The following is a 13994-nucleotide window of genomic DNA, read 5'->3' as shown; positions in this document are numbered from 1 at the left end:
TGTGGCCAAAAATCCTGTTTATATTTTACCTGGTACACTATGTAATCACCGCATGTTTGCAGCGCAAATTAACGCACTGCAAAATGCAGGTTATACACCGAGCGTAATACCCTTCACCGAGCAATCTAGCATTTTGCAAATGGTAGAACTTTGCAAAAAAATTGCACAAGAGCCGGGCCCATTTATAGGTTTTTCCATGGGCGGAATTGTTGCGCTTGCTTTGTTAAAATCAAACCCTGAGCTAGTTACCTCCTTGTGTTTAATGTCGAGCAATTATTTAGCCGATAAACCTGAGCGCCCTGCAATTAGACTCAAACAAATTGAACACGCCAAAAGCACCAGTTTAGAAGCCCTGCTTAAACGTGACTTTTTGCCGCACTACTTTTACCAACCAAGTAAAGCCCATGAAGAGACCGTACTTAGCATGGCAGACGATCTGGGTATTAACGCCTTTAGCGCCCAGCTGAGTGCACTTGCCACCCGCGAAGATACGTTAAGCGTAATAAAGCAAAGTACAAAAAAACTACTCATTATTGGGGGCGAGCATGACCCGTTATGCCCGGCAAGTGTTCAGCAAAGTATGCATGAAGCAGCGCCTAATAGTGACCTCGTACTGCTTGGTCATTGCGCTCACTTTGCCCCGCTTGAGCGAAGTAATACGGTAAACACAATTTTATTAGACTGGTTGGAGTCTTTATCATGAATTTAAAGCAAAAGTTAAATGCAAAACAGCTACTGCTAGGTACCTTTATTAAAAGCACGCATTATCATAATACAGAAGTATTGGCTCACACTAACCTTGATGTTCTGTGCCTTGATGCAGAGCATGCGCCCTTTGATAGAGGCGATTTAGATAGCTGCATAATGGCAGCACGTACTAAAAATATGCCCACGCTTATACGTGTTAGTAATACAGACCACGCCACTTTATTAAGTAGCTTAGATATAGGCGCAGATGGCCTTGTGCTGCCGCATATAAAAACCCCCGAACAAGCAAAAGCAATTATTAAAAACTGCTTTTATGGCAATAACGGCCGAGGCTATGCCGGTTCAAGCCGCTTTGCTGGTTACACAACCCATGCCTTAACCGATAACCTAGCAAGCAATAAGTCATCAACCTGTATTATTGCGCAAATAGAAGATGCCGATGCACTGGATAATATCGAGCAACTGTGCCAAATAGATGAAATAGACTGCATTTTTATAGGCCGTATGGATTTAACCATTTCCCTTGGCGAAACCAACCCAAGCGCCCCTATTGTACTTGAGGCAGTCACTAAAATAGCCAAGGCAGCGGCTAAATATAATAAATGCTGTGGCATGTTTGTAGGTAATTTGAGCGAGCTGAGCCATTGGCAATCATTAGGCGTGAGCTTTTATTTATTAGGCTCAGATCACAGCTTTTTATTAAGTGGCGCTAAGCAATTGCGAGAGCAATTTGAAACAGCAACAGGAGCCCAAAACAATGAACATTCATAATAAAAATAAAGCGTTAATACACGACTTTAGACAGGCTCTGTATAACTTTGATATAAACGCCTTGCATACACAAATTAATACCGTGTTTAGCGATGACGCGCTCATTCAGCTGTGTTACCCGTTTGAAACTCTTACCAACCCTAATGCACTTATTGAGCAAGTTTATTTACCACTTAGCGAGGCATTTGTAGGCTTAGAGCGCCGCGATACAATCGTTATGGCAGGTAGCTCAATTAACGACTCAGACTGGGTAGGTTGTTGCGGTTATTATACCGGTTCGTTTGAAAAGCCATGGCTTGATATCCCCCCTACTGGGCACCAAGTTAGCATGCGTTTTCATGAATTTTACCGTATTAAAAATAACAAAGTGGTAGAAGTACAAGCTATTTGGGATATTCCCGAAGTAATGATGCAAGCTAAAGTATGGCCGCTTTCGGTAAGCTTAGGGAAAGAGTGGCATGTACCAGGCCCTGCAACGCAAGATGGATTAATCACAAACGCATACAATGAAGAGCACGCAGCACAAAGCTTAAAACTTGTGGGCGACATGTGTGAGCACCTTGGTTTTTATGCCAAAGGCGGTATAGAGGCCATGAAGCTTGAGCAATTTTGGCACCCGCACTGTAGCTGGTATGGGCCAAGTACCATAGGCACTGCACGAGGTATAAAAGGGTTTAGAAACTGGCATCAAATTCCGTTTTTAAATGCCCTCCCAAACCGAGTAGGTGATGCAAGTAAAGGCTATTTATTTGCCGATGAAAACTATGTTGGCTTTACCGCATGGCCGGGTATGAGCATGACTATTAGTAATGATGGTTGGTTAGGTATTGCGCCCGCAAATCAGCAAATAACCATGCGTAGTCTCGACTTTTGGCGCGCCGAGAATAACTTAATTCGCGAAAACTGGGTATTAATAGATATTCTTGATGTCTACCATCAAATTGGGGTAGATGTATTCGCACGCATGAAAGAGCTTACCAAAGCGCGCTATTTAAACTTTGCGCCCTAGGGCGTATAAACAAAAAAAGCTCTGTTAAACAGAGCTTTTTTATTACTTAAATAGATTATGCGCCAGGGTTCGCAATACTTTGCGTGCGCTTTAAAATATCTAGGCCTTGTTGTTTTAACCAATAAGGAATATCAATAATGACCCAGTTTTCTACCAGTTTATCGCCCTCGCGGTGATACACATCCACCACGCGCATATCTGCTGGGGTATTAGCACCCGGTAGGCCTAAAAAGCCCCCAATGGCCGTGTTAGTTAAGTTAGGCCAGCCAAAAAAGCAGGCAAACTCATCTTCAGCAAACCGGCAAATATGGCCGTTAAATACTTTACCCGTTAACCCTTCTCTAAACGGATACATGTGCTGCTGCTGATAACGCTTAATAGTGTAAGTAGCGCCAATGCCTGCTGGGCCATACCACACCATGTTTTCATCCCAGGTTTTACCAAGCACTTCGGGCGGGCACGTATCAACGCCACTTTTATTAAGCGCGGTTAGGTTATCAATCATTTGATTTACCAGCGCCATTGTTTTTTCGCTTTGCTCGTCGCTACTTTTACCCAAACGAATACCATCGTGCGTACGCGGCCCAGGATACGTAAAATATTGCCCAGTAGAGAGCGGCAGCGGGTTTAAACCTACTTGCATCATAAGGCCAATAATATCGACAAAAAAACCGGTCTGAATTATTTTTCCGTCTTTAACACAGTTAAATTCGGCATAGCGCAAAGTGGCAAGCTTATGGGTTGGCGCAATACCTAGCCAATCTTTATCAAATAAGCCCATAAAATGGCCCATGCTCATCACCCACTGGCCGCCGTCGGCTTCGCTTTGCCCTGCAATAAAAATATCTTCACGGCGCTGCAGCGCACTAAACGAGCTAAATAATGGCTGCCAAACTTGGGCAATTACATCATTAGCGCACTCAAGCTCATTAAAGGGGTGCACCCCTTTAAAGCTGTATTCACTGGCCATAAACTCATTAAATACGGCTTGTAAATCATTGCCTTGTGCTTTTTCTAATGCAGTATGAAATTGACGAACTAGTTGTTTATCTTTAAGTATATCTGCCATGATTATTCCTCATTGTTTGCGCAGTCAAATTAATGTCTTCAAACCGCCGTTAAACACACTTTAACAAAATGTATTGCATTTAAAGAGTAATTAAAAGCCTGTGAATAGTAAGTTATAAATTGCTTTAAAATAATACTAATGAGAATTGACTTCGAAGTCAAAGTGATTCATGATGATTCAAAATAAAAAATACAAATAGGCTCTCAAGCCCGTAAAACCTAATCTAACAGGATTAATTATGAATGATTTTGGATTGTTGAATTGGAGCATTCTCATCGGGTACATAATTGCCAACCTAATACTTGGGTTTGTAATTAGTAAAAAGATCAGTAGTGCTAACGACTTTTACATAGGTCGAAAAACAACACCTTGGTGGGCTATTGGTATATCGGTTGTTGCTACTTATGTAAGTGCGCTCACCTTTTTAGGTGCGCCAGCGTGGTCTTACAAAGAGGGGCTCTCGGTTATTGCCATACACCTTAACTACCCACTGGTTATTGTGGCGGTGGTGTGTTTGTTTTTTCCGTTTTTTTACAACGCGGGTGTGGCCTCTATTTACGAATACCAAGAGCGCCGCTTTGGTAAAAAGGCCCGCTTACTTATCTCTACTATTTGGTTAATATCGCAAACTATGGGTTCAGCCGCAGTGCTGTATGCAACCTCCTTAGTGTTGGCCTTTATTATTGATATAAATGTTATAACTGCGATATTCTTAGTTACCATAATCGCCCTTATTTATACCATGCTAGGTGGCATAACCGCCGTTATATGGACCGATGTAATTCAGTCAGCCATCTTATTTATAGGGGCTGGTATTATTATGTATGCCCTTATTACCTCTATGGATGGTTCATTTAGCTCAACACTGAGCGAGCTAAAAAGCCAAGGTAAATTAGACCCACTTAATTTCTCGCTCGACTTTACCCAAGTAACTACCGTGTGGTCTGGCGTGCTGGCTATGTCGCTTTATCACATTACGGTATATGGCACTAACCAAATGATGGTGCAGCGCACCCTTGCCGCTAAAAATATTGGCGATGCTAAAAAATCCTACTTACTAATGGGCTTTATCGCGTTCTTTATTTACTTATTCTTTATATTTATGGGCGTGCTGTTTTATAGCTACTACGGCGGGCGCACTTTTGAAAACGACAACTTAATTATTTTACAGTTTGCAGCTGATTATGGCTTACCGGGGTTAATGGGTATTATTGCCGCTGCGGTAATGGCAGCATCTATGTCGAGCCTCGATTCAGCACTTAACTCACTTTCAACCATAAGTACTATCGATTTTTATAAAAAGTACTTTGCGCCTGAAAAAAACGACGCTCATTATTTAAATGTTACTCGCTTATTTACGCTAGGTTGGGCGGTGATCATTATTATTCCGGCCATTATGTATCACCTATACAGCGAAGGTTCAATTTTAGAAATACTCACTAAAGTAGGCTCGTACTTTGTAGGTGCTCAGCTTGGCATGTTTGCCCTTGGGTTTTTCTCTAAGCACACCACCGAAAAAGGCTTATTAATAGGCACCTTAGTGTCGTTTATTACCGTTGCTGTGTGCGCACTTTTTACCGACATTGCATGGCCATGGTACTGCGCCATAGGGGCAATAACCTGCCTTGTATTTAGCATTGCGTTAAGTATTGCATTTGATGGCTATCAAGAGGATTACAACGAATACACCATTAAAGGTCAGTTAAAAGCATTTAAAGATGAAAAACGTCCAGAAAAAGAAAACGGCTGGTACTTAATTCCGGGTAAGTTTGACTCAATCAATTACTGGTTACTTGGCTTTTTTGTACTGAGCTTTGCCTCTCTCATGTTATTTGAATATTTTGTGTAAGGTGAAAAAATGAATATTTTAGAACAACTTTTCGAAAACTTCAGCGCTGCAGAATTGCCAAATCAAGCATTGCTTGCAGACTCCGTTCAATGGCAGGTAAGCCACCCTTTTGAGCCTATTAGCACAAAGCAAAATGTGATTAATGATTACTTTGGCGTACTTAAACATTCGTTACCTAACATAGAGCGCAAACCGTTTATCTCTATCCAGGGCGACTACAAAGGTGAGCAATGGGTGTGTGCAACAGGGTATTTTACCGGCACATTTACACAGCCTTTATTGGGTATTCCTGCCAGCGGCAAAAGTGTGTTTATTCGCTACAGCGAAATGGCGCAAATAGAAAACAACCAAGTGGTTAATGTTTACACATTTTTAGATTTAATTGATGTAATGAACCAAGTAGGCGTAAACCCATTACGCCCAAGCTTAGGTTACCCAGGTTTAGTTATGCCCCCCACCACACTTGATGGCGTACCAACAGGTGATAAAAACGAAACGCTTAGCAAAACCAACGAGCAACTTGTAGTTGATATGCTCACAGAGCTTGGCCGCTATGACGGTAAAGACTTATACAGCATTAATTTAGAAAAATACTGGCACCCAGACTTTATTTGGTATGGCCCAGCAGGCATTGGTACAACCCGCGGAATTAGCGGCTTTAGAGAGCACCATCAAGGGCCGTTTTTAAAAGGCTTTCCTGATCGCGGTATTAATAAAACACTGTGTTTAGTAAGTCACGATAACTTTGTTGCTACCGGCGGCTGGCCTCACATGTATGGCACCCATACCGGTGAAGACTGGTTAGGTTTACCGCCTTCTGGCAATAAGCTGTTCCCGCGTGTCATGGACTTTTGGCGCTGTGAAAACGGCATATTAAAAGAAAACTGGGTCGCTATTGATATCCCTCATTTATTAGATGGAATGGGCATTGATATTTTTGAGCAAATGCAACGCAAAATAGCCGCAGCTAATTAAGAGGTGAGCATGAACAAACACAATAATATGACCCAACCTTACTGGCTGCCGTTATCGAGCGTGTTAAACCCGCAAGGTAACAAACAACAGCCTTTAATCGGTTTTGATGACGAATTTGTTGATATCGTTGATTACATTTTACGCATAACGCACCGTATTTGGGAGCAAAAGAACATTGGCTTATGCTATCGCTATTACGCCGGTGTATGCCCTGTTTTTACCCTTGGCGCCTATGGCGAAAACATAGAAGATGTTATTCAAGGCACCCTTAAAACTATTGCGGCCTTCCCCGACAGGAGCCTAATTGGCGAAAACGTGGTGTTTTCAGAAGAAGCCAACGAGCACTATTACTCATCACATTTAATTAGCAGTGTAATGACCAACACTGGTAACTCTGAGTTTGGCCCAGCAACACATAAAACAGGCCGTGTTACAACCATTGCCGACTGCGTATGCTTTGAAAACAAAATAGTTAAAGAGTGGCTAGTGCGCGACAACGGCTTTTTAGTTAAGCAGCTTGGCTTAAACATTATTAATGTAGCCAAACACATGGCAAACATTCCGAGTAAAGAAAAACACACGCAGTGGCTAAACGATGAATTTAACCGTGTAATTGCAATAGATCACCGCGTTGCAAGTACGCCCATTGTAGAGGGTGAGCTTGCGGCATTTGCCCACACTTGGTTAGACACGCTATTTAATCAAAAACAGTTTGCTAAAGTGCACGAATTTTACAGTTTAACGGCCACACAGCAATGGCCTAGCGGCAGAATGGCCACCGGACTTGCACAAATTAACGGCGTATTTATACAATTTTTTGCAACCTGCCCCGACGCCAAATTAACGATTGATCATATAGCTATTACCCCATTTGACGAAACCACAACAGATGTAGCGATACGCTGGTCGCTAGCCGGCCACTTTAATCCGCAAAATAGCGAGCTAAGCGAGCTTAAACAGCAGCCTTACTTTATTTTAGGCGCATCGCATTTGCGTATTAAAAACAAAAAAATCATCGAAGAGATCACCGTTTTTGATGAAGTAGCACTTTATGCAAACTTATTTAAAGCACATGCATTAGTCAACAAATCACAGTGGGAGGAAAATGCATGATCAACGCTATTATCGATTTATACACTAAAGCCGACATTGAAGGCCTAAGCAGCAAGTTGCTTCGCAGTAGCCGTTGGCAGCAGCACCACTTTACCGCCATGGGTGCTTTGCAGGCGCAGCCTTTGTGGCTTAGCTTTTTAGCTCAATATGGTGTGTCTGAGTGTGTATCGCACACTCATAGTGTAGGCGCAGAACGTGAAACCCTACAGCTGGTTTTACAGCCTAAAAAGCTTAAAAACCCAGTGCGTTTAACGTTTGTAATAAAACACAACGGGACTTTTATTAAGTCAGTAAAATGTGTGGTTGATACGTTGTCGCTAGCGAATAACGAGTATGTAAATACAACGGTAAATAACAGCTCGGTTATTCCTAAACTACCAAAAAGTGACCCGATTATTGTTAGCGATTTAGATAACCAGCTGCACCCTACTACTTTTCATGCAACCCCCAGCGCTATTTGCGAGCTGCCCTCTCACACTGCTCGTACTTTAGATAACTGGTGGCAAATTTGGCAAACTAACAACCTGGCTCAGTTTGAAACCCTTTATACTCCAAGCGCTACGGCTGTACTTGCAGGTAACACACAGCCACAACCTATTAGCGCGCTGCTTGATTGCCACTTAGATTTTACGCAATCGCTAAGCAGACGCTATGCCCAGCTAGAAACCGTTGAGTATGACAGTACGCAAAACCAAGCCACCCTATGCTGGACTCTCGATGGCAGCTTTAATGCTAAAAACGTACGTGTACGTCAGCAAATAATTAGCGTTATTAGCATCAGCGATAATCAAATAACCCACGAAGTAATGCAATTCGACACGCTGGCACTTAACCAGCAGTTTGCATTATAAGGTCACCTTTTCCACTTCCCTTCAAGCGCTCACTGAGCGCTTTTTTTATAGATGGCCTTTGTAGCAACCTGTAATCATACTTAAGCAATTTTTACCTTGTTAATGACTCGCTTTTATAACTCAAAATAGCTCACTTAATTAAGCGAGTGGGTATTACTTATTTAAAAAATAACGCTTTAAAATAGTTAAAGGCAGTAAATAAAGTATCAGCCTCGCCTTACTAAAGCCCGAGTATCCAACCAACAGCCAAGCCCCCCATTGTAAGTTACGCACTTATGGCTTAAATACACGTATGCATTTAGCAAACTTAACTGAAGGGCTGGTTAGAGGGGTTAAGCTTACAATCTAAAGCCAATAAAAGCGCACTTAATAAATGCCAGCTAAGGTGGGGGAAATACAATAGTAAGGTTAAATAGTAGCTAACTGAAGCTAACTAACAAGCTTAAAATAAAAAAAGCCAGCTAATAAATAGCTGGCTGAAAGTAATGACCGTAGCGGCCATTTTAGGAAATTCTAAAACTGATATTTTAAGCTTGCGCCCCACGTACGTGGGTTGTTCCAGTTAGCTTGTACTGAGTTTGCAGGTAAGCCATCAACAATTTGTGAGTGCACTACACCACGGGTTAAAATCGCTTTATCACCAATGTTTTTAACGTACGCTTCTACTTGCACACTGTCGTTTATGTACCAAGTTAAACGTGCATCAGCCATTAAGTGCGCATCTACTTGCACCTCTGGGATGTTCGTATCAAACGCGTAGTAATCGTCTAAGTAATTTAGTTGAATGTACGGTACTAAGTACGAATCCCCCCCTAAGCTAAACTCATAACGAGCTGAAAAACCTACGCTGTATTCGGGTGCCATAGCCGGGCTCCAGCCTTCAAAACTAAACTGACTAGAGCTGTCGTTTATATCTTGGCGACCTTCTAAGTTACCTAATGCTAATAATGGGCGTAGTTGCTCATTACCTACTGCATAACCATCAGCAAATTCGCTATCAAGCAGAGATAAAGTACCGGTTAGTGTTAGGTTATTAATTGGCACCCATTGAATATCAGCTTCTAGGCCCACAGTTTCTACATCACCGCCGTTTTCGTAGTATTCAAAGGTGGTAGCAGTACCTGCTGCAACACACTCTAAAACAGTATCGCCAGTGGTCGTATCGTTACATGAGGTTGCAAATAACTGTGCTTTTACATCTTCGTATTCGTTCATAAATACCGAAAGATTTAAACGCATTGCGCCATCAAGCAAATAGCTTTTCATACCCATTTCGTAAGAGATAACATCTTCGTTATCATATAGTGGGTCAGCACCGCGAGCTACAACGCGCGAGTCGTTTGCGCCACCGGTTCTGTAGCCTGTCGCTACACTTGCATACACCATAATATCGTTATTAATGTCGTACTCGGCAGCCGCTTTATAAAGCAGTGCTGAGTCATCCCAATCTGGTATTGTATCGCCGGTAAATGTTTTGTCGTCTTGGTTTACACGCAATCCACCTACCACGCGCAAATCTTCTGTTACTTGGTAGCGTAATTGCCCATACGCCGCAATAGATTTAGCCGTATGCGGGTCGTAATCTGGGTTCCCCCATGAAGGCACTACAACAGAGTCTGATACACCATCGCCTGTGGTATCTGCATGCGATAACCAGCTCCAATCTGCTTCTTGGTCAAAGTAGTAAAGGCCACCAATCCACGAAAAATCACCCTCATCATTAGATGAAAGCTGCAGCTCAGATGAAAGTGTTTTTTGGTCATCCTCACGACCAAAACCACCTACAAAATCAATGCCACCGTCGCTGTAGTCGTTATCGTAATATTGCTTACCACTAAGCGTTGAGTAGTTGGTGGTCCATTTAATATCAGCAAAGTCGGTATACCATTCAAGTGCTAATGTGGTCGAAAAGCTTTCTTGCTTATCAAGTGAAAAACCATTGCGGTATACATCATACGGGCCAAGGTCTTCGTGCTGTGCATCACTTGGCTGATAAATATGCCCCTCGGTTATTGTAGGCGTGGTGTTAAATACACCCGACCCCGGCGAGGTTTCTTCAATTTGGTAGCCAGCTATTTGTTGGTAACCCCAAATAGCTTCTGAGTTTGAGTCTTTACGCGAGTAATCAAAGCGCACTGTGGCATTAAACTTTTCGTTTGGCTCCCACTTAGTAACGTTACGCATATAAAACTGGTTTTTCTCGCGCAAGTCATCTGAAGGGCCTGGAACAACTAAATTATTGATATAACCATCGTGACGATCAGAGGCCACTACAAAACGGGTTGCCACGGTGTCGCTTACTGGAATATTTATAATTCCTTCGTAAGCGCTGCGGTTATAACTGCCTGTTTCAACTTTTATACTCCCCAGTAAATCGTCAAAAACAGGTTGATTAGTAATAATATTAATACTGCCCGCAAACGTGTTTCGGCCATATAACGTACCTTGCGGCCCGCGTAATACCTCAATGCGTTGAACATCCACCAGCGCGCCTAAGCCCGATGAGGTAGTCGGCACATAAATACCATCTTGAAATATACCTACAATTTGCTCAGCAATACCGGTGCCTGCTACACCTACTTCGTTGGTGCGAGCGCCACGCATAGCGGGTCTAACTTCACCACCCGACGAACCCATACGTAAGCCTGGTACCACTTGCTCAAGACCCGTAACATCAATAATACCAGCACGGGCAATGTCCCCTTCCCCTAATGCTGTTATTGATGATGATACTTCCTGTAGGTCTTGTGAGCGACGGTTTGCCGTTACCGCTATACGCTCTATCGCGGGCTCTGCGGTTTGTTCTTGCGCTTGCGCTTGCGCTTGTGCTTGTTCTGGCTCTTGCGCAGCGTGTGCGTTCATTGTGGTTGCTGCAATAGCGGTGGTTACAGCAAAGTGAACGAGAGTCCGTGTAAATTTAGCTTTCATTATAGTTATTCTCCCCAGTATAAAACGTATTTAGTTCTCCCCAAACCTACATTTTCAATTATTACAGTAAACAAGTTGTATCAATTGAAAATGCATGGATCTAAAATAGACTTCGAAGTCAAAAAGATCAACAACTTTTTGCTCGAATAATAACCTTATCGAAATTAACCTAAATAAAACAATATATTAAAATTAAAATAAAGTGATTTCGAAACACAAAAAAAGCCAGTAATAATTTATTACTGGCTCTATGTAAGCGATTGTTTAATTTAAAATTTCAATGCTATATTTTAGCAAAATGCACAAACTTACACTTTTACTTAAACCTTAAAATACATTATTGAAAAATGCCTAAAAGTTATAGCCTACCCTTACACCATAAGTGCGAGGATTAGCATAATCGGCCGCAGCCACATTACCACCAAAGCGGACTGTCCTAAGTAATATAAGCTCATCTCCTGCGTTTTGAACATACGCACGTACAGACCACTCATTATCTGCCGAATACCATGCAAGGCTAGCATCGTACTTTTGGTAACTTTCTTGAGTACCAAATGAAAAAGGCAAATCGTTGGTTGTATACGAATCCGATAATTGAATACTGGTAGCAGGCACAACGCGGCCTTTATCACCTAAATCAAACTCATAACTGGCCAATAGTGTAATATTGTATTTAGGGCTTAGCTGCACGTCATTACCATCTAGTTGCAGTAAGTTATCCACGCCATTAATGGTCTCTCCACCCTCTTCAAATACATTTGGCGTAACAAAGTCGCCATACGTTGAGTCTGTAAACGCGGCGCGTGCCCCTAGGCGCAATGCATCACTTGCCTGCCAATCAATTTCTAACTCAAGACCTGCAGCATCAATTTCCCCGGCATTACCAAAAAACGACACCGCCGTACCACCCACGTTTTGAAAACGAGTAGAAAGTAGGTCCTCGTACTGGTTGTAATATAAAGAAGCGTTAAATCTTAATGAATTATCAAGCAGCATGCTTTTAAAGCCAAGCTCGTAAGCCGTTACTGTTTGCTCATCGTAGCTATCTTCACCATTAAAAGCGCCCTGTGCGTTACCCGCTAAAAAGCCTGTAGAAACTGTAGCATAAAGCAGTTGAGAACTTGCCAAATCGTGTTCAAGGCCTAGCTTCCAGGTTACTTTACTCCAATCATCGTCTGCGTTATCAACCTCAAGTACAGAAAAATCGAGCGTGCTTAAGTTATCTGGGTTTTGGCCGTAAATATCCCACTCACGGCTGTCATTTGTATACCTAATGCCGGCTATACCGCGTGTATCATCATTAAATGTGTAATTACCTTGAAAGTAGGCCGCAGCTGATCTTGTTTCTAACTGAATTTGATTTAACCACGACGCGTACTGAAATTCTTGGGGTTGCGTTGTATCTGGCACATTATCAACCACAGCGCCATAGCTGCCATTTAAAAATGCGTTGTCTAAATCTTCTGAGAGCAAATAAATACCCGCTACCCATTCAAAGTCGCTTTCATACGTTGAGCTAACCTGCACTTCTAACGAGTTTGTTTTTGATTCAATCGCATTGCCATCAACCGTGGTTGCATAAGTCGAAAAATCACCATCAGTAAGGCGCGTTTCTTCGTAATCCATTGAGGCTGCAATCACTTTCAAATCTACCGACTCTAATGACCAGTTAAGCTCTGCACTAATGCTTACATCACTTACATCACGCGATGGTTTATAGTCAAACTGCTGAGTAAATGGGTCTGACGATACCGCCTGTGCGGTATCAAGCCCAGGTGTTGCAGCGTTATCTAAACCTGCGCCAAAGCGGCCACAATTACTACCACACACATCGTCACGACCAATTCGCTCAGTTAATGGTGCCGACAAACTTGTTTTACCCGTTGCAGGATTTATAGGAACGCCTAAAATATGGTAGCCAAAAGCACCGCCGCCATTTGATTCATCCTGCCACGTTTCTACTTTTACATTTAAATTTATATCGTCGTTAATTTCAGTAAAAACTTGGCCACGTAAAAAATACATATCAGCATCTTTTAAGCCTGCATCTTCATTAAATGTATTTTCAACGTAGGGATCTCTTATTTCTCGAACGCCAGTAAATCGCACCGCGGTATCATCAGTAAGCGCTGCATTAAAAAAGCCCTCACCACGTAAATGACCATAATTACCAAATGTAACGGCCATACCGCCTTCGGTAATATCTAGCTCTGGTTTTTTAGCTATAACATCAATCGCACCACCAAATGAGTTACGACCAAACAATGTACCTTGTGGCCCGCGCAATACTTCAACACGCTCTAAATCAACAAACCCAGCAAGCGCCTGCCCGTGACGAGGACGATAAACACCGTTAGAATAAAACGCGATGGCAACATCGTTAGCCTCTACTTGCTCTGTTCTAGCACCGCGCATAGCTGGGCGAGCATCACTGCCCGACACACCCGACTTTAACCCTGGCGCTAAGCTATCAAGGTTTAAAATATCAGTAACGCCATTTTCTAGTAAATCTTTAGCAGATACAGCGGTCACAGCCAACGGCACTGATTGAATACTTTTAACACGCTTAGTAGAGGTAACCGAAATAACCTCCAACTCTTTGTTAGGGTTTAACTTTGCCTCTTGCGAGTATACCGAGGCTGAGCCCAATATCGCCGTGTTTACTGCAGCAAAAATAAGTGTTTTACGTAAAATATGTGCGGCCATGAGATTAATTCTCCA

The 13994-nt window shown here is 42.5% G+C and carries 10 protein-coding genes; 7 read left to right on the top strand and 3 right to left on the bottom strand.

What is annotated here, in order from left to right; all coding sequences use genetic code 11:
• Window position 1 precedes the first annotated feature (1 nt).
• The 3 genes from EJ103_RS05645 to EJ103_RS05635 are packed head-to-tail and all read left to right on the top strand — an operon-like array spanning window position 2 to window position 2488.
• Window positions 2–703, top strand: a complete 702-nt coding sequence (locus EJ103_RS05645) for an alpha/beta hydrolase (RefSeq protein WP_126006479.1) — start codon at window positions 2–4, stop codon at window positions 701–703.
• The gene (locus EJ103_RS05640) at window positions 700–1479 is read left to right on the top strand and encodes an aldolase/citrate lyase family protein (protein ID WP_029772148.1); all 780 of its coding nucleotides are present in this window, start codon (window positions 700–702) and stop codon (window positions 1477–1479) included. Before EJ103_RS05645 ends, EJ103_RS05640 begins: the two co-directional genes overlap by 4 nt.
• A complete protein-coding gene (locus tag EJ103_RS05635; RefSeq protein WP_126006478.1) occupies window positions 1466–2488 on the top strand; it encodes an ester cyclase in 1023 nt (340 codons plus the stop codon). Before EJ103_RS05640 ends, EJ103_RS05635 begins: the two co-directional genes overlap by 14 nt.
• 55 nt (window positions 2489–2543) lie before the next feature.
• Here EJ103_RS05635 and EJ103_RS05630 read toward each other — a convergent pair whose 3' ends face one another.
• Window positions 2544–3557 (bottom strand): ester cyclase, encoded by a 1014-nt coding sequence (locus EJ103_RS05630; protein WP_055255210.1) that lies wholly within the window; start codon window positions 3555–3557, stop codon window positions 2544–2546.
• A 238-nt stretch (window positions 3558–3795) separates the two neighbouring features.
• Between EJ103_RS05630 and EJ103_RS05625 the strand changes: the two genes are divergently transcribed.
• From EJ103_RS05625 to EJ103_RS05610, 4 genes are read left to right on the top strand one after another with little or no spacing between them, the layout of a single operon-like run.
• Entirely contained in the window at window positions 3796–5406 is a 1611-nt protein-coding gene (locus tag EJ103_RS05625) for a sodium/solute symporter (protein WP_024033725.1), read from the top strand.
• Between the two features lie 9 nt (window positions 5407–5415).
• Entirely contained in the window at window positions 5416–6381 is a 966-nt protein-coding gene (locus tag EJ103_RS05620) for an ester cyclase (protein WP_126006476.1), read from the top strand.
• A 9-nt stretch (window positions 6382–6390) separates the two neighbouring features.
• Complete coding sequence (locus tag EJ103_RS05615; protein ID WP_126006475.1) at window positions 6391–7494, top strand: ester cyclase; 1104 nt, start codon at window positions 6391–6393, stop codon at window positions 7492–7494.
• On the top strand, window positions 7491–8345 hold the full coding sequence (locus tag EJ103_RS05610) for a hypothetical protein (RefSeq protein WP_096739884.1): 855 nt from the start codon (window positions 7491–7493) through the stop codon (window positions 8343–8345). The genes EJ103_RS05615 and EJ103_RS05610 overlap by 4 nt, the downstream gene beginning before the upstream one ends.
• Before the next feature lie 513 nt (window positions 8346–8858).
• Here the strand turns inward: EJ103_RS05610 and EJ103_RS05605 are convergent.
• Window positions 8859–11273: a TonB-dependent receptor gene (locus EJ103_RS05605; protein WP_126006473.1), complete on the bottom strand. Its 2415-nt coding sequence runs from the start codon at window positions 11271–11273 to the stop codon at window positions 8859–8861.
• Window positions 11274–11624: 351 nt separating this feature from the next.
• Window positions 11625–13979: a TonB-dependent receptor gene (locus EJ103_RS05600; RefSeq protein ID WP_164521611.1), complete on the bottom strand. Its 2355-nt coding sequence runs from the start codon at window positions 13977–13979 to the stop codon at window positions 11625–11627.
• Between the last annotated feature and the right edge of the window lie 15 nt (window positions 13980–13994).

The organism is Pseudoalteromonas sp. Xi13 (assembly GCF_003952205.1).
GTDB lineage: Bacteria > Pseudomonadota > Gammaproteobacteria > Enterobacterales > Alteromonadaceae > Pseudoalteromonas > Pseudoalteromonas atlantica.
This window is presented reverse-complemented; position numbering and strand designations above follow the sequence as displayed.

What these genes read in the sequence shown, in the direction of transcription:
- EJ103_RS05640 (WP_029772148.1), top strand. Translation starts at nt 700, where the DNA reads ATGAATTTAAAGCAAAAGTTAAATGCAAAACAGCTACTGCTAGGTACC.
- EJ103_RS05635 (WP_126006478.1), top strand. Translation starts at nt 1,466, where the DNA reads ATGAACATTCATAATAAAAATAAAGCGTTAATACACGACTTTAGACAG.
- EJ103_RS05630 (WP_055255210.1), bottom strand. Translation starts at nt 3,557, where the DNA reads ATGGCAGATATACTTAAAGATAAACAACTAGTTCGTCAATTTCATACT.
- EJ103_RS05625 (WP_024033725.1), top strand. Translation starts at nt 3,796, where the DNA reads ATGAATGATTTTGGATTGTTGAATTGGAGCATTCTCATCGGGTACATA.
- EJ103_RS05620 (WP_126006476.1), top strand. Translation starts at nt 5,416, where the DNA reads ATGAATATTTTAGAACAACTTTTCGAAAACTTCAGCGCTGCAGAATTG.
- EJ103_RS05615 (WP_126006475.1), top strand. Translation starts at nt 6,391, where the DNA reads ATGAACAAACACAATAATATGACCCAACCTTACTGGCTGCCGTTATCG.
- EJ103_RS05610 (WP_096739884.1), top strand. Translation starts at nt 7,491, where the DNA reads ATGATCAACGCTATTATCGATTTATACACTAAAGCCGACATTGAAGGC.
- EJ103_RS05605 (WP_126006473.1), bottom strand. Translation starts at nt 11,273, where the DNA reads ATGAAAGCTAAATTTACACGGACTCTCGTTCACTTTGCTGTAACCACC.
- EJ103_RS05600 (WP_164521611.1), bottom strand. Translation starts at nt 13,979, where the DNA reads ATGGCCGCACATATTTTACGTAAAACACTTATTTTTGCTGCAGTAAAC.